At 70.0% G+C, this 18638-nt stretch carries 16 protein-coding genes; 8 read left to right on the forward strand and 8 right to left on the reverse strand.

From position 1 onward, the window contains the following. Window positions 1–157 precede the first annotated feature (157 nt). The 5 genes from DFJ64_RS08610 to DFJ64_RS08625 form a co-directional block, all read right to left on the reverse strand. Window positions 158–994, reverse strand: a complete 837-nt coding sequence (locus DFJ64_RS08610) for a polysaccharide lyase family protein (RefSeq protein WP_115849988.1) — start codon at window positions 992–994, stop codon at window positions 158–160. A gap of 3 nt (window positions 995–997) precedes the next feature. Further along, window positions 998–2587: an alkaline phosphatase D family protein gene (locus DFJ64_RS08615; protein ID WP_115849989.1), complete on the reverse strand. Its 1590-nt coding sequence runs from the start codon at window positions 2585–2587 to the stop codon at window positions 998–1000. A gap of 161 nt (window positions 2588–2748) precedes the next feature. Beyond that, complete coding sequence (locus tag DFJ64_RS08620; protein ID WP_115849990.1) at window positions 2749–3261, reverse strand: mycothiol transferase; 513 nt, start codon at window positions 3259–3261, stop codon at window positions 2749–2751. Between the two features lie 70 nt (window positions 3262–3331). Further along, window positions 3332–3985, reverse strand: coding sequence for a GH36 C-terminal domain-containing protein (locus DFJ64_RS19875; RefSeq protein WP_245941284.1), 654 nt, complete (start codon window positions 3983–3985; stop codon window positions 3332–3334). Next, window positions 3918–5510, reverse strand: a complete 1593-nt coding sequence (locus tag DFJ64_RS08625) for an alpha-galactosidase (RefSeq protein WP_245941018.1) — start codon at window positions 5508–5510, stop codon at window positions 3918–3920. The genes DFJ64_RS19875 and DFJ64_RS08625 overlap by 68 nt, the downstream gene beginning before the upstream one ends. 224 nt (window positions 5511–5734) lie before the next feature. Here DFJ64_RS08625 and DFJ64_RS08630 point away from each other — a divergent pair, with 224 nt between their 5' ends. From DFJ64_RS08630 to DFJ64_RS19420, 3 genes are read left to right on the forward strand one after another with little or no spacing between them, the layout of a single operon-like run. Beyond that, a complete protein-coding gene (locus tag DFJ64_RS08630) occupies window positions 5735–6124 on the forward strand; it encodes an MHYT domain-containing protein (RefSeq protein ID WP_115849991.1) in 390 nt (129 codons plus the stop codon). 44 nt (window positions 6125–6168) lie between these two features. Continuing rightward, window positions 6169–7677 carry a hypothetical protein gene (locus DFJ64_RS08635; RefSeq protein WP_115849992.1) on the forward strand — a complete coding sequence of 503 codons (1509 nt, stop codon included), beginning with the start codon at window positions 6169–6171 and terminating at the stop codon, window positions 7675–7677. A 39-nt stretch (window positions 7678–7716) separates the two neighbouring features. Next, window positions 7717–7857, forward strand: a complete 141-nt coding sequence (locus DFJ64_RS19420; RefSeq protein WP_170152551.1) for a hypothetical protein — start codon at window positions 7717–7719, stop codon at window positions 7855–7857. Between the two features lie 306 nt (window positions 7858–8163). On the opposite strand, the gene DFJ64_RS08645 is transcribed toward DFJ64_RS19420, so the two are convergent. After that, on the reverse strand, window positions 8164–9405 hold the full coding sequence (locus DFJ64_RS08645; RefSeq protein ID WP_115851932.1) for an MFS transporter: 1242 nt from the start codon (window positions 9403–9405) through the stop codon (window positions 8164–8166). Window positions 9406–9475: 70 nt separating this feature from the next. Between DFJ64_RS08645 and DFJ64_RS08650 the strand changes: the two genes are divergently transcribed. The 4 genes from DFJ64_RS08650 (at window position 9476) to DFJ64_RS08665 (ending at window position 15873) form a co-directional block, all read left to right on the forward strand. Then, on the forward strand, window positions 9476–10192 hold the full coding sequence (locus DFJ64_RS08650) for a hypothetical protein (protein ID WP_147304647.1): 717 nt from the start codon (window positions 9476–9478) through the stop codon (window positions 10190–10192). Window positions 10193–10372: 180 nt separating this feature from the next. After that, window positions 10373–12439, forward strand: coding sequence for a HelD family protein (locus DFJ64_RS08655; protein ID WP_115849995.1), 2067 nt, complete (start codon window positions 10373–10375; stop codon window positions 12437–12439). Between the two features lie 190 nt (window positions 12440–12629). After that, a complete protein-coding gene (locus DFJ64_RS08660; protein ID WP_115849996.1) occupies window positions 12630–13478 on the forward strand; it encodes an SDR family NAD(P)-dependent oxidoreductase in 849 nt (282 codons plus the stop codon). 34 nt (window positions 13479–13512) lie between these two features. Next, the gene (locus tag DFJ64_RS08665; RefSeq protein ID WP_115849997.1) at window positions 13513–15873 is read left to right on the forward strand and encodes a DUF4838 domain-containing protein; all 2361 of its coding nucleotides are present in this window, start codon (window positions 13513–13515) and stop codon (window positions 15871–15873) included. A 22-nt stretch (window positions 15874–15895) separates the two neighbouring features. Here the strand turns inward: DFJ64_RS08665 and DFJ64_RS08670 are convergent, their stop codons facing one another. After that, window positions 15896–16822: an aminoglycoside phosphotransferase family protein gene (locus DFJ64_RS08670; protein ID WP_170152552.1), complete on the reverse strand. Its 927-nt coding sequence runs from the start codon at window positions 16820–16822 to the stop codon at window positions 15896–15898. A 182-nt stretch (window positions 16823–17004) separates the two neighbouring features. On the opposite strand from DFJ64_RS08670, the gene DFJ64_RS08675 reads away from it, so the two are divergent. Next, on the forward strand, window positions 17005–17565 hold the full coding sequence (locus DFJ64_RS08675) for a hypothetical protein (protein ID WP_115849999.1): 561 nt from the start codon (window positions 17005–17007) through the stop codon (window positions 17563–17565). Window positions 17566–17625: 60 nt separating this feature from the next. Here the strand turns inward: DFJ64_RS08675 and ligD are convergent, their stop codons facing one another. Further along, a complete protein-coding gene (gene ligD, locus DFJ64_RS08680) occupies window positions 17626–18582 on the reverse strand; it encodes a non-homologous end-joining DNA ligase (protein ID WP_115850000.1) in 957 nt (318 codons plus the stop codon). Window positions 18583–18638: the final 56 nt, after the last annotated feature.

Below are 18638 nucleotides of genomic sequence, written 5' to 3' on the forward strand. Positions count from 1 at the left end.
TTCTCGGGCAAACGCCTGGGGCGGCGGAGCCGCAGGACGCCGACCCAGACGGCACCGCCCCATCCTCTCCTGACCCGACCGGCCGGCCCGAGGGTGACCAGCCCATCTGAGACGGCCGACCGCCTCCGGCCAGGGACGACGACCCGTGAGCGGGTGGTCAGCGCGGCAGGAAGATCCCCAGCGCGTCGTAGGCGTGCCAGGACCCGTCCACCTTGTCGATGGTGAGCACGTTCTCACCCACGGTGAGCCGGTCGCGTGGCAGCGCCAGCTCCACGTACGACGGCTTGAGCGGCGAACCCGGCAGCGTCGCGTCCCCCTCGAGCGAGCCTCGGGTAGCCCCGCCCTCGAACGTGACCTTCGTCCACTCCGACCCGCCGAGGCCGAGGATGGCAGTCCCAGGGATCGTCGCGTGGGTGTCGATGAGCCAGATGGACAGCCACGGGTCGGTGTCGGGGATGGCGTCCAGGCCGAACCGGAACGTCGCCCGCCAGGCCTGACGTCCAGCCCACGCGTCCGCCGGACCGGGATGGATGTAGGCCCAGTCGTGGGCGGGGTCGCTGACGCCGTAGGTGAAGTCCGGCCCGGTCGGGAACCGCGTCCGGTACTGCGCGTAGCCGTTCGGGGCGAGCGCGAGCTCGAGACTCTTGTGGTCGAACGTTCCCACGGTCGCGATCGGCTCGCCGGACACCGCGACCGACTCGACGGACGTGCCGGAGACCTCCGGCGACGGGCGACCGCGCAGGCCGGAGGCCTCGACCACGACGACGCGGTAATACCAGGTCTGCGCGTGTCCGCCGAGCCGGCCGTGGACGAAACGCGGGTAGATCGTCTTGGCGAGCAGCGTCTCCTCGCTCGGCGGCGTGCCCGGCGTGCGGGACGCGTAGATGGCGTAGTGGTCGACGAACGGCTCGTACGGCTCGGACTCCCAGGTCAGGATGATCCGGCCGAGCTCACCGACCGCGGTCAGGTTCCTCACCGGGCGTGGTCGCGGCATCTGTCATCCCTCCCGCTGCAAGCCGGGGTCGCCGGCCTCGGTCACGAAACGCGCGACGGTCGAGATCGGCGCGCCGGGGCGTTGGATGTAGGGCAGTGCCCTGAAGTCCGCGGTCAGCTCGGTAGGCGTCATCCGACAGCTCACGTAGCCGCGGCGGGCGTGGTAGAGCTCGACGTGCGGTTGCCCCAGCCAGATCGGCTCGTAGCTGTCGGTGTCCGCCCCGTCGCCGTTGGAGGCGATCGAGGTGCACACCAGCTCGACCCCGACGGTTCTGGAGTCCGGGTCGAGCCAGTCCTCCTTGAGGTTCGCCGCGACGCTGCGGTGGATGTCGCCGGTGAGGACGACCGGGTTGTGGATCTGGTGACGTCGGAACGCGGCGAACAGCCGGTCACGCGCGGCCGGGTAGCCGTCCCACTGCTCGTTGCTGAACGTCTCACCCGGCCCGAGGTCCCGGTCGATCCGGGCCATGACGATCGACTGTGCGAGCACGTTCCAGACCGCGTCGGAGGCGGCGAGCCCGTCGTAGAGCCACGCCTCCTGCTCGTACCCGAGCATGGTGCGCTTCGGGTCCTCCCGCTCCGGACAGTTGCCGGTGACCTCACCACACGGCAGTGGGTCCCGGAACTGCCGGGTGTCGAGGACGTCGAACTGCGCGAGCCTCCCGTAGTGCAGCCGCCGATAGAGCGGAAGATCCGGGCCCGAGGGTCGATGGACGCTGCGCAGCGGCATGTGCTCGTAGAAGGCCCGGTAACCGACGGCCCGACGACGTAAGAAGTGCTCCGGTGGGATACCGACCGACGAGACGTCGCCGGCGTAGTTGTTCTCCACCTCGTGGTCGTCGGTCGTCACGATCCACGGCGCGGTGGCGTGCGCGGCCTGGAGCAGCGGATCGCTCTTGAACAGCCCGTACCGGAGCCGGAACTGCTCCAGCGTCTCCACCATGGCGTCGTGCTCGGAGGGCAGTGTGACGCCCTCCCGCCACAGGTTCGAGGAGTTGATGGCGTACTCGTAGATGTAGTCGCCGAGGAAGAAGATCAGGTCCGGGTCCTCCGCCACCATGTGCTCGTACGCCGTGTAGTAGCCGTGGTACCAGGCCTGGCACGAGGCGAAGGCGAACCTGAGCTCGCTCGGCATCGCGTGCGGTGCCGGCGCGGTCCTCGTCCGACCGACCGGACTGATCTCGGAGCCAGCACGGAACCGGTAGAAGTACTCGCGGCCAGGCTCCAGGCCACGCACCTCCGGGTGGACGGAGTGCGCGAGCTCCGGGCTCGCGATCGCGACACCGCTGCGCACCACGTTCCTGAAGCGCTCGTCGGTCGCGACCTGCCAGTGGACGGGAACCGGGCGGCGCGGCATGCCGCCGTGTCCGTCCGGGGCGAGCGGGTCGGGCGCGAGGCGGGTCCAGAGCACCACCCCATCGGGGGTGGGGTCACCGGAGGCGACGCCGAGCCCGAACGGATCCGCTGGCACGGTGGCGGTGATGTCGGCGAACGCCGGCGCCTCGATGCCGAGCACGAAGGCGGCCGTACTGACCCCGGTGAGGGCGAGGAAGGACCGGCGACCGGGTCGGAGAGGTGGACCAGGATCACGCATGGACGTGGAGTCTGGTCCACGGTCGCGCCCCTGGGGGGCGACGTGATCAAGTCGGACGACCGCAATCGGCGGGCCAGCAGCCCCAGCACGCGACGGCAGTCTCTCACGCGTGGCGGGTCAGTCCGCAGAAGGCGGCCAGCGGATGGTGCCAGTGGGATCGGTCAGCGGGAGCGTTCGAGCACACCACGGATGAACGCCGCCTGACCGACGTGCTGCAGGTCGTCGGCGATCACGCTCACCAGCCGCACCCCGAGCGACACCGGCGGGTCCCACGCCTCGTCCACGATGCGGTCCAGGTCGGCGTCGGTGAGCGTGCGCACGTAGCCGACGGTCGCGTCGTGCACCGCCTCGTAGTAGCCGACCAGCAGGTCGCCGGAGTCCACCCGCACGGCGGCCACGTCGTCGCTGGTCTGGCCGTATCCCGTCTCCATCGGGTCGAACGGAAGGTCGAACCGCTCCATCCACCCACCACTCAGCCACACCTGCTCCGCGCCTCGGACGTCGGCGACGTGGTCGTCTTGGACGCGGGTCAGGTGCCAGACCAGCCAGGCGATCGAGTTGGCGCGACCGTCGACCCGGTACGCCAGCTGCTCGGGTGTCAGACCGTCGACGACCTCCACCACGGCGTCCCGGACCCGGCCGAAGGCGTCGACGAGCAGGTCAGCGCTCCGCATTGCCGTCCTCCCCCGTGGTGCGTTCGTCAGCGCCGCGACGCGTGCGCGCGGGCGGTCGCTCACCGCCAGGCTACGCGGACCGGCGCCGCACCACGACGAGTTCCGAGCCCTCCTCCGGCAGCTCGACGGTCAGGCCGTCGTCCATGAGCGCCGCGCCCATCCGCGCCTCGTCGTGGTCACGGTCGGACCAGTGAACGTCGTACGAGGCGGTCGGGTCGAGCGCGTGCAGGCGGATACGCCGGCTCGGCTCACCCCCGGACAGCCGGAACACGAAGACGAGGTGCGCGCCGCCGTCCGGTTGGGCGTACTGCACGGCCGCCCACCGCTCGCCCTCCCCGAACCGGCGCGGCGCCCCGGTGAGCCGGTGCACGTCGGCGGTGCGGACGAACGGGCGGACCAGCTCCTGGTAGGCCCGGACCTGCGCGCGGAGCCGGTCCCGCACCCACGCCGGCAGGTTCGGGAGCCCACAGGAGAAGCCGGTCGCCCCGAGCATCGCGATCCGGCGATAGAAGTCGAGCTGGTGCGGTCGGAGGCCGGGGTCGCGCGGGTCGAACGTCTGGTGCGGATGGTGGCCGTGCCACTCGGAGAAGCCCCAGTGCAGGAGCTGGTTCGGCGGCAGCATCGTCGTCGCCCCCCACAGCAGCTGCAGGCCGTGCTCAGGCCAGTCCGGGTCGCTGAGGAACGTCAGGTGCGTGTGCCGCATGATCCCCAGGTCGATCCGCAGGCCGCCCGAGGAGCAGTTCTCGAGGACGACGTGGGGGTGTGGTCTCGCGGATCCGGTCGAGGAGGCGGTAGTAGCCGCGGTAGTGCTCGAACAGCCCGTCGCCGGGACCGTGGCCGTGGTCGGTGCGGTCGCAGCCCAACCCCGGGTCGAGGTTGAAGTCGAGCTTGATCCAGTCCGTGCCGAACTCCCGGACCAGCCGGTCGAGGGTCTCGAACGCCCACTGCCACGCGGCCGGGTTGGCCAGGCAGACGTAGCCGAGAGGTTCGCCGTCCCGTGTCGCCGGGAAGTCAGGTCGACGCGACGCGAGCGTCGCCTTCGGTCCCAACGCCTCGATCTCGCACCACAACCCGAACCGCAGGCCGCGCGCGTGCGCGTGGTCGGCGAGCGCCCTGATGCCCTCCGGGAACCGGGCCGTGTTGACCTGGTCCCAGTCGCCGCGCACGTCTGTCCAGGCGGAGGAGGCGTCGGCGGGACCGAACCAGCCCGCGTCAAGCGTGACGACCTCCACGCCGAGCTCGGCCGCGACGTCGACGTTCGCGCGGAAGGTGGCGGCGTCGACGCTGTGGTCCTCGTACGTCCACCAGTGGTTCCACTCGACAGGCAGCCGCTCGGCGAGGGCGTTGCGCGGCGCCCAATACGCCCGTGCCGCACGCGCCAGGGCGATCGACGTCGTGTCGAGGTCGCCGTCGGACCCCAGGGCGAGGACGACCGGCGGCGCGTCCACCGTCTCGCCCGGCCGCAGCCGCTTCGCGAAGCCCTGGTCGTGCAGTCCCCCGGTGACGATGTAGCCCTCGTTGTGGCCCTCGTTCGGCTTCCAACCCTCCGACGTCTCCTCGGTCGCGCTCGGCTTCGCTGTCTCGGGCGCCTCCTCGAACCGCACGACCCAGTTGCCGGACCACGCGACCGCCCCGCACAGCACCGCGCCGTCGTCGCGCACCAGCCCGAGCCACGGGTGCATGCCGTGGGACGACCGGCCGGCGAGTGTCCCGATCGACCTACCGGCCGTGAGCGGCTCCCGGTCGCCGTCGAACTCCCGGCCCCACGCGCTCGTGTACGACAGCAGCTCGTAGCGTCCGGCCGGGATCGTCAGGCCCACCGAATCCAGCCGCTCGACGGTCACCGCACGTCGGCCCCGGTTGGTCACGCTCACCCACGTCTCGACGAGCGGCAGGTCGGGGTAGCGCCGCACATGCCAGTCGATTCCCACCGCCAGGCCGTCGGCCGCGGCCCCCACGTCCCCCGCATACTCCCCGTCCCCCGCGTCCGCCGCATGCTCCTCGTACCGGCAGCGGGTCGTCTCGTCGACGACGCCGTCGTCACGCCGCACGCTCGTCACGCCCTCGACGCGGAGCCCGGGCGACGTCCCCGTGATCGTCACCCCGTCGACGACGACGGTGAAGACCGGCCCTGCGTTCTCGACCGACCACCCCGGGTCGCCGTCGAGCGCCAGGACCCGGGTGCGCAGGCCGTCGTCCCTTGACAGGTCGTACGACAGGGTCCGCAGCGGTGCCGTGCATCTCGTCATGAGGAAGCCTCCGGTCTTAGGACGGTTCCGGTCCCCATGCTTTCGCGGGCGACGCGACATGGTGCCCGGGCCCCCGACTGTCGAGGGCGGCAACGGCTGCGGTCCGAGCTCACAACCTTTTTGGGTAACGCTTTCGACAAGTCCTTGCCGGCGCGTCGATCATGCCTGACACGTCAGGCAGGCCACGCAGGTGGCGCGGCCCCTGCTCGAGGCGGTGAGGCCTCATGCGACTCGTCCTCGAGTGCTCCGACGACCTGGAACGGGCCACGGCACTCGCCTCCTGGCTGAACCGCCCCACGGTCACCGAGGTGGTCATCCGACTCCCTTGGCTCGACGAAGACGAACGGCACCGATACGCCTCTGCGATCCGACGCCTGTTCAACGACTGCGGGTGCGCCGTCGCCGCCGCAGCCTTCATCGCCGCCCTCGCGGCGACCCTCCTCACCCACGTACCCGAACGAGGGTGGTCGTGGCCACTGGTCGGGACCTCCCTCGTCATCAGCATCACCGCGGCTCTCGCCGGAAAGCTTCTCGGTCTGGCATGGACCCGTCACCGCCTTCGCGCGCTCCTTCGCCGCGTCGGTCGTGGGGGATCCGCCGCTCCCGTGCGCTGACACCGGCCGAACCGGTCCCCTCGTGACCACGGAAGGAATCCCTCATGGCCGTCGTCTGCACCCAGATCAAGGAATGGGTCGAGGAAAAGGTCTCCAAGCCCATCGAGGAATGGGAAGAGCGTCAAGAGAAGAAGTGCAAGGACTATCCCTGGTACGACCCGCGCGGCTGGGTCTGCTGGTTCGTCACCGTCCTGGTCAAGGTCGTCCGCTGGGTCGTGGTCACCGTCGGGAAGTGGGTGATCCGGACCGTCTGCACGATCGTCGGCGCCGTTCTCACCGCCATTCGAGACGTCCTCGTCGGGATCGGTGACATCATCGCCGGCATCGTCACTCTCGACTGGCGTCGCATCGTCGACGGGCTGATCCGCATCGTTATCGCGGTGGTCCTGGGCGCCATCCGGCTCGGCCGCATGATCCTCGGAGACACCATCGGGTTCATCATCGACGAGATCGACACGTGGCGGCTGCGTCGGTACGTGCGCGGCCTGCTGGAGGAGAAGTACTCCGGCGACACCCTGGCTCAGATCAAGGAGGCCATCGGCCTCGACCACGGGACGTTCGGGCTGCGTCTGCACGCTACGGCGTATCGGACCGTCCTGGACTCGGAAACCCCCTCACCACGCGACCCCGCTGTGGCGAACCTCGTCGCACTCCACAGGAGCGGCAGCATCAATCTTCGCGAGCTCTGCGGCTACGAGTTCACCGAGGGCTTCTGGAACCGCAAGCGCTACAAGACAGTGAAGAAGGACGTGGTCGTCGGTGGTGGTGGCGGCGGCGAGTTCGACAACCCGATCAGCGAGGACGAGCTGGATCTCTACCTCCGCTCGGGTGGCACGGAGGGACCACGGTTCATCGTCCTTCCCATGCGGGACAGCGCGCTTACCACCAAGGTCGACACCGCCAGGGAGAAGGGACGTGAGCTCGGGCTGATCCTCACCTTCGAGCGGGCCACGAAGCCGGTGACCAAGGCGCAGCACATCGTCCATCCCGGGTTCGACACCGGGACAGCCAACAGCTCGCTCACCAGCTTCCTGATCGAGGTCATCGGCCGGACCAACAAGACGAACGACGACGCCGCGGCCCAAGCTGAGCTCTGCCACCCGGTCGCCGTCGGCGTGTTCCGCTACACCGACTCCCTGCGCGGACTCGCGAACAACCTCCGCCAAAGCTCATGCAGGCTCGCCGGCAAGGACACCTCCGGCGTCACGTTCATCGACAACACTCCCGACGAGGTGTGGAAGTACGTGATGATCCACGAGCTCGGCCACTACTTCGGGCTCTGCCACACCGACGGCCTGGATCGGATCATGTTCTCGTCGAGGGAGAGCACCTGGTGGCGTGGCTGGCTCCTCCCCCGCCTCCTCCTCCACATCTTCGTGAAGGGCGAGCCCTCCTTCACCTTGTCCGAGGCGAAAGCCGCCTGGAGCTACATCGTCGCCAACGTCAACCCCGAATGTCTGGGAGCTCGGCCCGTGGGCGGGCCCACGGTGAGGACCCCCGCCGGGGTGCCCGCGCAGACCCGACACACCGGGGGCGACGCGGGTCAGAGCTGAGCCTCGGCATCGCCGGCGCGCGCGAACGCTCTCCTCGGCGTGACCTACTCGGCGGCGGGCACGGCCTTGATCCGAACCGGGATCGAGTGCGTGGGGCTCGTGCCCGCCAGGTCCGTGTGCACGTGGTACGCGATCGCCGCTTCCGTGGCGGAGGTCGCCTGGATCTGCCAGGTGCGGTGACCGCTTCGCCGGTGTCCATATCGGCGAAGCGGTCGGCTCCTGAGACGATCCGTGACTGCCAGCCGGCGGGCCGTCTCCTCGCACCGGCGCGAACGGCTGGGCACTCCTTCGTCCACCGACAGACCGCTCAGCCACCTCGCGCTGCTGACTCCTGCCGCACCCCGATGGCGTGGTACGCGACGACGGGACAGTCAGCCGGGACAGTCAGCATGGCTCGAGGAGATCAGCCCGTCTTCCTCGCGCGTCCGATACGTGACGGCCGTTAGCTGACGGATCGAACGGTGTTCGCCACCTGGTCGGCTCCGCTCACGCCGACGATCCCCGCGCGAGCTGGTCGGCCGCCTCCGGCTCCGACGGGGCAGGCGGTGTCGCGGGTGTCGGACGACCACCGCTCACCATCGCGGCCAACGCGGCGAGCCCTCCGGCCACCAGGCAGACCACGAAGCCGCTGCTCGCGCCGAACGCGTCGACCACCTGGCCGGCAACGCTGGAGCCCAACGCGACGCCGGCGACGAGCGCGCTCGTCGTCCAGGCGAGCCCTTCGCTCAGGCGGGTGACTGGAACCGTCTGCTCGACCCGCGCCATGGCCGCGACCTGGGTCGGGGAGATCGTCAGGCCGAGCGCGAAGACGAGGACCGCGAACAACCGCAGGTCGGTGACGAAGGGCAGCGGAACGACCGCACAGGTCAGCGCGACCGCCCCGATCTGGAACCGTCGCAACGGCGGCGTGCGCAGGCGGAGCGTGCCCAGGACGAAGGCGGCGACCATCGAGCCGCCCGCGCAGATGCCGAGGAGGACGCCGGCCCACGAGCGGGCGTCCTGCGCCGTGGCGAGCGCGACGACGGAGATGTCGAACGACCCGAAGAGGGTGCCGATGCCGGCGTTCGCCAGCACGAGCGGAAGCAGCAGGCGCCACCCAAGAGGCTGCGTTCTGGTTCTGCCACCGCCTCGGCCGTGTGCGGGGGGTTCGGTGCTCCGCAGGCTGGCGAAGGCCAACGTGCCGACGAGCCCGCACACCATCGCGACGACGAGCGCGGCGCTCCCGTTCACCGCGGTGGCGAGGAAGGTCACGATAGGCGGGCCGATCATGAAGAGCAGCTCGTCGACGACCGCCTCGAGCGCGAAGGCCGTCTGGAGCCGCGAGCTCGACCCGAGGACGTGGCTCCAGCGCGCCCGAACGTAGGAGCCGATCGTCGGAGAGCTGGCCCCGGCCAGCGCGGCGAGCACATACAGGGAGACGGTCCCGCCCGCCCCCGCCGCGAGGACCACCCCGCAGAGCCCCGCCGCGTGGATGATCGCCGCGATCGGGAGGATCCGGTGCTGGCCGTACCGGTCGACCCAGCGCGCCTGCAGGGGTGAGCCGATCGATCGGCACACCACGTAGGTCGCCGACACCGCGCCCGCGATCCCGTAGGAGCCGGTTCGTGCCGAGACGAGCAGCACGATGCCCAGGGAGACCATCGGCATGGGGATCCGGGCGAGGAGGCCGCTGGCGGAGAACTTCAGCGTTCCAGGCAGGCGAAACAGGCCGAGGTACGGGGCAAGCACACCCGCGACCCTAACCGGTTGACCGACGGCGCCCATGGTCCGCCGGATCAGGATCGGCCACGATGGACGCATGCGGACCGTCTGGCGCACGGTGGCGACGGCGGCGGTGGCGGGGCTGCTGGCGGCCCTCGATCTGCCCCGCCTGTCCGGTCGTCCGGAGCCAGACGCCCACACCCAGCGCGCGTTCGAGGAGTTCACCGCCCGCTTCGTCGACCCGCCGGGGTCGCCCCGTCCGCTCCAGGCGCCCGGCGACACCCTGACCTACCTGCGCTGGCTGGCCACCCACCGGGCGGTGCTCTTCCACGGCAGCCGGCGGGGCGGGATCGGCGAGCTGCGTCCCGACCGGGAGTCGCGCGACGCCAGCCCGTTCGGCAACCAGCGCGCCGTGTTCGCGAGCGACGATCCGGTGTGGGCGATGTGGTTCGCGCTGCTCAACCGCGGGCCCGGCTTCCGCTCGACCCGGAACGGTGTGCTGTCAGCCGGTGACGGACAGGACGCACGGTGGTACTTCTTCTCCGTCGACATGGACCGGGCCAGGCCCCTGTTCGTCGACGAGGGGTGGCTGTACGTCGTGCCGCGCGACGGCTTCACCGTCCAGCCGTCGCTCGCCGGAGTCCTGCACTCAGCCCAGTGGGTCAGCCCGGACCCGGTGCGCCCGCTCGCCAGGTTCGCCGTCACCCCGAGCGACTTCCCGTTCGCCGATCACGTCACACGCCACACCCGAGGCGACTCCATGGTCAAGACGCTCTGGAACGCCCGGACATCCGCGCGCCGCCGCGCGAGGTGACGCCCAGCGCGAGCTGACGAGCCCGAAAAATAGGTGGCGAGCCACCCGAGTCTCTGGTAGCGTACCGGCCCTCTTTGCGCAGTCCGGGATCGAAACGAACCGGAGCCTGCTCCGGGGCGGGACCTGTCGATTGCGGTCAGTCAAACCCTTCGTCCAACGCGAGCTGAGGGCTGTCCTCTCATGGCTGAATCCGCACCACATCCTGCCGACGACCCAGAGTTGCGAGCCGAGCGCGCCTACCTCGCCCAGGCCCGCGCCGCGCTCCGCGAGATGTACCAGGAGGTCATGGCGTACGAGACGCTGCTGATCGGCAGCGAGGACAACGACGAACGCTTCACCAACGAGTCCTACCAGCGCGCTCGGCACCTGCGGGCGCAAGCGCTGATTGACATGCCCGACGTGCCGCTCTTCTTCGGGCGGCTGGACAACGAACCCGGAGTCGTCGAGGAGACCGACCAGATCTACGTCGGACGGCGACACGTCCGCGACCAGGCGGGTCGTCCGCTCGTGATCGACTGGCGGGCGCCGGTCGCGGTGCCGTTCTACCGAGCCACCCGCGACGACCGTCAGGGCGTCCTGCGGCGCCGTCGCTACGGCTTCTCCGACGACGCGGAGCTGACGGCCTACGACGACGAGATCCTGGTCAGCCCGACCGAGGCCGACCGGGCGGACGCGATCCTGCTGGCCGAGATCGAACGCCCACGCACCGGCCCGATGCGGGACATCGTGGCCACCATCCAACCCGACCAGGACGACCTGGTGCGAGCCCCGCTGCAGCCGTCCCTGTGCGTGCAGGGCGCGCCGGGCACCGGCAAGACCGCGGTCGGTCTGCACCGCACCGCCTACCTGCTCTACACCGAACGAGAACGCCTCCGTCGCGGCGGCGTCGTCATCGTCGGGCCGAACCGCTCCTTCCTGTCCTACATCCGCCGCGTCCTCCCCGCGCTCGGCGAGGTCGACGTCACCCAGACCACCGTCGACGAGCTCATCGGCCAGGGACGGCCCAGCGCGCAGGAGGACCCGACCATCGCGCGGATCAAGGGCGACGCCCGGATGGCGACGGTGCTGCACCGTGCCCTGTGGTCCCACGTCGGTGAGCCGAGCGAGGGCCTGGTCTACACCAAGGGCTCGCGGCGCTACCGCGTGCCCGACTACGAGGTGAAGGAGATCGTCGCGGCGTTCCGCGGCACCTCGCGCTACGTCGACGGCCGCAACTCGGTCGCCCAACGGCTCGCCCACGAGGTGCTGGTGCGCATGGAGCGTCGCGGCGAGGCGCCGGACGACCGCGTCCAGGAGGCCGTGGCCAGGTCCAAGCCCGTCAAGCAGCTGCTCGACCAGTGCTGGCCCAAGCTCGCGCCCGAGCAGGTGCTGTTCCGGCTGCTGTCCGACGCCGATTTCCTGGCGTCGTCGGCCCACGGGGTGCTCACCGCGGACGAGCAGGCCGCGCTCCTGTGGTCGAAGCGTCCCCGCTCCTGGAAGTCGGCGCGGTGGTCCGACGCGGACCTCGTCCTGCTCGACGAGCTCGCCGACCTCATGGAGCGTCGCCCCGGCTCGCTGGGCCACCTCGTGGTCGACGAGGCCCAGGACCTGTCCCCGATGCAGCTGCGAGCCCTGCATCGGCGGTGCCGCAGCGGGTCCATGACCGTGCTCGGCGACCTGGCGCAGGCGACGACACCGTGGTCGACCGGCTCGTGGGACCAGGTGTTGGAGCACCTCGGCGTCCCGGACGCCCGGCTGGTCGAGCTGGACCGAGGGTTCCGTGTGCCGGCGCAGATCATCGAGGTGGCCGCCCGGCTGCTGCCGGCGATCGCGCCCGGGCTGCGCCCGCCGACCGGCATCCGCGCGGTTCCCGACGCCTACCAGGTCGTCGAGACCAGCGACCGTGAGCTCCTGGACCAGGTGGTGGCGACCTGCCGCGCGGCCCTCGCGAGGGAGGGTTCGATCGGGGTGATTGCGGCCGACTCCGACATCGCCGCCCTGCACGAGCGCCTGGCCGCCGCGGGCTGCGAACCCGCGCTGCTCGGCGTGACCGAGGACGCCATGGAGTCGGCGCGGCTGGTCTGCGTCCCGGCGACGCTCGCCAAGGGCTTGGAGTTCGACACGGTCGTCGTCGTGGAGCCGTCTCGCATCGTCGAGGCCGAGCCGCGCGGACTGCACCGCCTCTACGTCGTGCTCACCCGTGCCGTCACCCGTCTCGTCCTCGTCCACGCCCAGCCGCTTCCCGCACCGATGCAGGACGCCGCCTGAGCGACCACACGGGTCGATGTGCACGGCGGCCTGGCGGACGCCGTCGGCCTGAGCCTGGGCAGTGCTGGACGACCGCGCCCGGACACGAGCCGCCCATCGGAGGCGCGTTCGTGCTTCGCTGGACGCCGACTCCTAAGAACCGAGCCGACGAGAGATTCGGTCCGGAAGGTCGGTCCGGGAAAGGCACGCCGTGCACATCGACCTGTCAGGCCGCGTCGCCATCGTCACCGGAGCCGGGCGTGGGATCGGGCGGCACCTCGTCCTTCGGCTCGCGCGCGAAGGCGTGACCACGGTCGCGTTGGATGTCGACCAAGGCAACCTCGACTCCCTCGGCGGCGAGCTGGCGGAGACCGGCGTCCCGTCCAGCCAGTTCGTCTGCGACGTCACCGACGCCACCCGCGTCCAGGAGGTGGTGGAGGAGACGGTCCGCCGCCACGGACGCGTGGACATCCTCGTCAACAACGCGGGGGTGGCCGGCGGCGGAGCCGTCGACACCATGCCCGAGGACAGGTGGCGGCTGTGCCAGGACGTCAACCTCACCGGAACGTACCTCATGTGCAAGGCGGCCGTTCCGATCATGAAGAGGCAGCGGTCCGGGCGCATCATCAACGCCGCGTCCTTCGCCGCGATCATTCCCACCGTCGGCGGCGCTGCGTACGCGGCGTCGAAGGCGGCGGTGGCGCAGTTCACCCGCGCTCTCGCCGGCGAGCTCGGGCCGTGGAACATCACCGCGAACGCCTACGCGCCCGGCATGATCCCCACGGAGATGAACCACTTCACCGAGCGTCCGCCTGAGGTGCAGGAGCGGCTGCTGGACCTGCTCACGATCCGCCGCTGGGGAACCCCGGACGACATCGCGCACCTGGTCTGCTTCCTCGCCTCCGACCAAGCCGCCTACATCACCGGCACCCTCATCGACATCAGTGGCGGCAAGCTGGTCACCCAGGTGCCTCGGGTCGCCTACGACCAGGCGGCTCGCCGCGACCCGACCCTTCAACAGCCGACGCCCGACGCAAGGGAGCCGAGCCGCACACCGTAAGGGTGCGGCAATAGGAAAAAAGGGGGCACCGCCCGTGGACAACCCCGACACCAGTCCTCGCCCGACGGGACAGCCTGACCTGTCTCGACGCTCGGTTCTGCGTGGCGGCGCCGCGCTCGGTGCCGCTGTCGGCATGACGAGCGTGTCGGGTCCCGCGACGGCGGCGCCGGGCACCACGCGTAGCCCTCGTCTCGTGCTCGCTCACGGTGGTCACACGGCGTACCGCATCGTCGTTGGCACCGCGGAAGGTCCCGTCGTCCGCCACGCGGCCGACGAGCTCGCGGCGTACCTGCGCGAGATCACCTCCGCGACCTTCCCCGTGGTCGTGACCGACGAGCTCCCAGACTCCGACCATCTGCTGGTCGTCGGCCGTCACAACGCCGTCGCCGCCGGATTCGCCATCGACGCCAACGACCTGTCCGACGACGGATTCGCACTCCGCACCTTCGACCCAAGGCGAGCTGGCCCAGGTCGAAGTGTGCTGATCGCCGGCGCGAGCGACCGAGGAACCCTGTACGGCGTCTACTGGGTGCTCGACCGACTCTGCGGCGTGCGCTGGTTCGCTCCCGACCACACGGTCGTCCCGAAGCGGCGACGCCTCGCACTACGCGTGGACGACTTGAACGGCGATCACACGCCGCGCTTCCGTTTTCGTGAGGTCTTTGCCGCCGATGGCGTCGACCCGGCGTACCGGCAGCACAACCTGCTCAACGGGAGCAGCCACCACGTCCGCGACCTCCCGGTGCCGGCCGAGATCGATACCTGGTCGGACTACTGGCCCTACGAGGCGCACAACTTCCACCACATCGTGACCGACCAGGACCTCTGGGCCGGCGGGCAGCTCAAGGCCATGCATCCGGCCACCCGCGAGCAGGCCGCCGTCGAGCTCGTCCGGCGCATCGAGGCCAAGGTGGCCAACGGACGCGACGCGTCCTACGGCTTCAGCCAGATGGACTGGGGGTGGACTCCGGACCCGGACAGCCAGACGTTCGCCGACGCCCACGGTGGCGCACTGTCGGCACCCATCATCGACATGCTCAACGACGTCGTCGCTCGAGTGCGGGAGCGGATTCCGCAGGCCCGCCTTGGAACCCTGGCGTACCAGTTCTCGTTCCAACCGCCCACGGACCTGCCGGTGAGCGAGCACGTCGTCATCACCGCCGCGCCGATCGAGGCGGACTTCGCCCATCCGCTCATCAGTGCTCGCAACGAGGCGATCGGATCCGGCCTCGAAACCTGGGCAAGGCTTTCCGCCAACGTGGTCGTCTGGACGTACAACACCAACTTCCAGAACTACCTGCTGCCCTTCCCCAACTGGTGGGCGATGTGTTCCTCAGTCCGCCAGCTCGCCGAGCTCGGCGTCCAGGGGTACTTCGGTCAAGGCGCGTGGGACAACGGCGGCGGCGCAGAGCTCGCTCACCTTCGCCTCTGGGTGCTGGCTCGGCTGCTGTGGGATCCGGACCTGGACGCGGACGCGTTGATCAGGGAGTTCCTGGACGGCTACTACGGCGCGGCCGGTAAGGACGTCTACGCCTACATGCGGCTGCTAGCCGCTGCGGTCGAGGAGACTGGAGCCGCCCTGCCCTGCTTCATCTCCACCCTCGCGCCTCCGTACCTCACCTTCGACGTCGTGCGACGGGCGGACGCGCTCCTCGACCGGGCGGAGCGAAAGGTACGTCACGATCCGACCCTGCTCCGCCACGTCCAGATCCTGCGACTGGGCCTCGACATGGTGATCCTGCTGCGTCGCAACGCGTTCCACCGTGCGGCGAAGGACGAGGGCGTCTCATGGGACCCCGACCTGGATCGCCGGATCGCCCGCTTCAACGCCGCGCTCGACGCCTCCGGGATGACAGCCTTCCGGGAAGAGCTCGGCGGTAAGGGCCTTGGTAATCCGGAGTGGCTGCGAACGCTGGCGAGCCTCCGCCCGGCACCGGCGGCGCCGCCACCTGAGGTCATCGGCCGACCGGACTCAGAGTGGATCGACTACCAGGAGCTGGACTTCACCCTCTGGCCGCTCACCACGTGGGTCGTCGAGGACGAGAAGGCGTCCAGTGGCTACGCCGTACGCATGCCGGGTAACACCCCTGACTGGGGCGTGCAGGTGCCGCTTTCCCTGTTGCCCCGTAACGGTGCGTGGCGCCTGTACGCGGTGGTCCGTGCCGAGACCAACGGGGCCGACTCCACGGCGCCGGCACTGACGGTCGGTGTGTATCCACCGTTCGGCAACGAGATCACCGTCTTGGTCGGTGAACTGTCGGATGGCGAGTACCACACGGTGGAGCTCCCCGGCAGCTACCGGCACGACAGCGCGGACATGCTCTGGGTCGCGCCGCCCAACTCCGACCAAGTGCGCTACGTCTACGTCGACCGGGTGTTCGCGATCAAGGCGTGACGCCGGCTGAGGAGGACCGACGTCAGCCCACGCCGCTGAGCGTCTCCACGATGCGAGCACAGCGGACGGGATCGATGGTGAGGCCGTTCGCCAGTCCCCACAGCCAGTAGTCGACCGACCGGACGATCGTCCACGCACGCGCCAGGTCCCAGTCCAAGTCGGCAGACTTCACGATGAGATCGAGACTGCGGAGCAGACCGCGCTCGCCGTCCATGTCGTCCAAGCGCCACCACAACAGCTGGGCGACGCCGTACTCCGGAACGCCGACCACGACGCGAGGGTCGATCGCCAGCCACGGTTCCCGCTCGCCGGCGAGGATGTTCTCGTCGTGCAAGTCGTAGTTGACAAGGAGCTCGTCACTGACGGTCGCCACCTGCCGGGCGAGGTCGCGCGCCAGGTCGAGCACGTGCGCGGGGATCGGATGGCCCAGCGACGCGGACCGCGTGTGCGAGGAGTCGATGAAGTTGAGAGCGAGCGCCTGGGTCGTCGGCAAGGTCGCGACGGAGAGCTTGTCCCACCGCCCCGTCGTACTCGAGAGCGGGATGGCCAGGCGTCGCAGGAGTCCCGCCGCGATGGTGAGCGCCTCGTCCAGTGGCACGGCACGCAAGGAGCGCGAGCTGTCGAGCCGCTCCAGCAGCAACGCGCCGTCCTCGACGGATGCGTCGATGAGCCGCACCACACCACGGCCGTCCCACAGGCGCAGACAGAGCATTTGCGCCTTCAGCTCCTCGTCCAGCCACGCGACCTTCAACACGTACGGCACGCCCTCGCGTAGGACGGGGACGGCGATACCGTTTGCGCCGTGCATCAGCTCGCCATCGATGCGTAGCGACCAGCGTGCGCACAACGTCTCCACCAACGCTGGCAGGGATTCGGCCCATGCCCGGCCAGCGGCGCCTTCACGGGTAACCCGGGTGTACTCGAAAAAGGACGGCGGAAGTGTGAGCACGTTTCCATCCTGGCAGACGGACCGAGGGCGGAGATGAGCATGACGGCGTGACTCGTCCCCCGATGGGCGGACCGTCTTCAGCGTGTCACCAGGTGTGTTGGGGCTACTCGCGGGTATGGGGAGGCTCATTGCCTGACCGTCGATGAGAACTGGCGCGGGCGAGTGCGGCGAAGGAGACAATCGTGCCGGAACGCAACACAGTCCTGCGCGCCATGCACGACATCGGACTGGCGGCCTGGTTCGGCGGCTCGATGATGGGCGTCACGGGCCTGAACCCAGCGGCCGAGGAACAGGAACCCTCCCAGGTCGAAGCCGCCCGGATGGCGAGCGCCGGTTGGTCGAAGTGGACTCCGATCAACGCGGCGGCCATCGGCCTCCATCTGGTCGGTGCGGTCGGGATCGCAGCGGCGAACCGACACCGGATCGTCAAGCAGAAAGGCGTCCTTGCCTCCACGATCGCCAAGACCGCTCTCACCGGCGCCGCCCTCGCGGCCACCGCCTACGCTCGCAAGCTCGGGAAGAAGATCGAGATGGCGAGCTCACCAGACCAGGAGACGGCCGCCAAGGCCGACCAGTATCCGGTCGACGTGGAGGCGGCACAAAAGCAGCTCAGCGTGGTCCAGTGGACTGTCCCCGCGCTCACCGGAGCGGTCGAGGTGCTCAACTCGCTGCACGGCGAGCAGCAACGGCCGTCCCAGCAGGGCGCTGGCATCTTCCGCCGACTCATGCCGGCGGTCGGATAAGAAACCAAGCGACACGGTCGTCAGGCTTGGTGACTGGGTGGCGGCGCGTGACGCCCGACGTCACTCGGGCTCGGATTTTCGACGTCGGCTGCGAGCGCGCCGCTTCCCCTCGTGCATGGCCTGGACGCGGGCCACAGGGAGAGCGCGACCCTCGTCGATCAAGTCAGCGTCCAGTCGTTGTGGCGCGGGCATCTCCTCCGCCCAGGGGTCGCGATCCACGAGCAACCCGACCGCGGTGCGGATCGTGAAGTCGGCTGGTACGACGCGATCGACCTCGCCCCAGGCCACCGGGAACGACACGGGGACACCGGCACGCGCCCGAGGACTGTAGGTGGCCACGATCGTCGCACCACCCGCCCGGGTGGAGTCGATGAACACCTTGCCGGCGCGGTCTTCCTTGAGGAACGCCGTGGTGGCGAGCGTGGGGTCGAGGCGTTCCGCGCGGGCCGCGATCGCGCGGGTCGCCGCGGCGGCTTCCTCCATCGTCGCGTCCTCGACGGGCACGAGGACGTGGAGCCCTTTCGCGCCGCTGGTCTTCACCGCGCCCGCGAGCCCGACGTCGGCGAGGGCCTGCCGGACGAGCTGCGCGGCGGCGACCGCGGAACGGAACGCCTCGACTGACGGCGGGTCGATGTCGAGTACCAGATGGGTCGGCTGGTCCGGCCGCGCGGTACGGAACAGCGCGGGGTGGTACTCCACGCTGCGCTGGTTGGCGAACCACATCAAGGTGCGACGGTCGTCGCACAGCGCGTATGTCACCCGTCGCCGCGAGCTCTCCGCCCAGATCGACACGGTGCGGATCCACGCAGGCGCGTACGTCGGCAGGTTCTTCTGCATGAACGGCGCCTGCCCGCGCAGGACGCGGATCACCGACAACGGTCGATCGGCCAACACCGGGAGGATGCGGTCGGCGATGGCGTCCAGGTAGTCCACCAGGTCGCGTTTGGTGAAGCCCGCGTCGGCGAACAGCGGTTCGTCGAGGTTGGTCAGGGGTACCCCGGCTCGCGTCTCACTCACGTGCCCACCTCCCAGGCTCCGGGCGAGCGGCCAGGCCCCTCGCGAGCTCTGGCTCG

The sequence above is a fragment of the Thermasporomyces composti genome, from assembly GCF_003386795.1.
Classification (GTDB): domain Bacteria; phylum Actinomycetota; class Actinomycetes; order Propionibacteriales; family Actinopolymorphaceae; genus Thermasporomyces; species Thermasporomyces composti.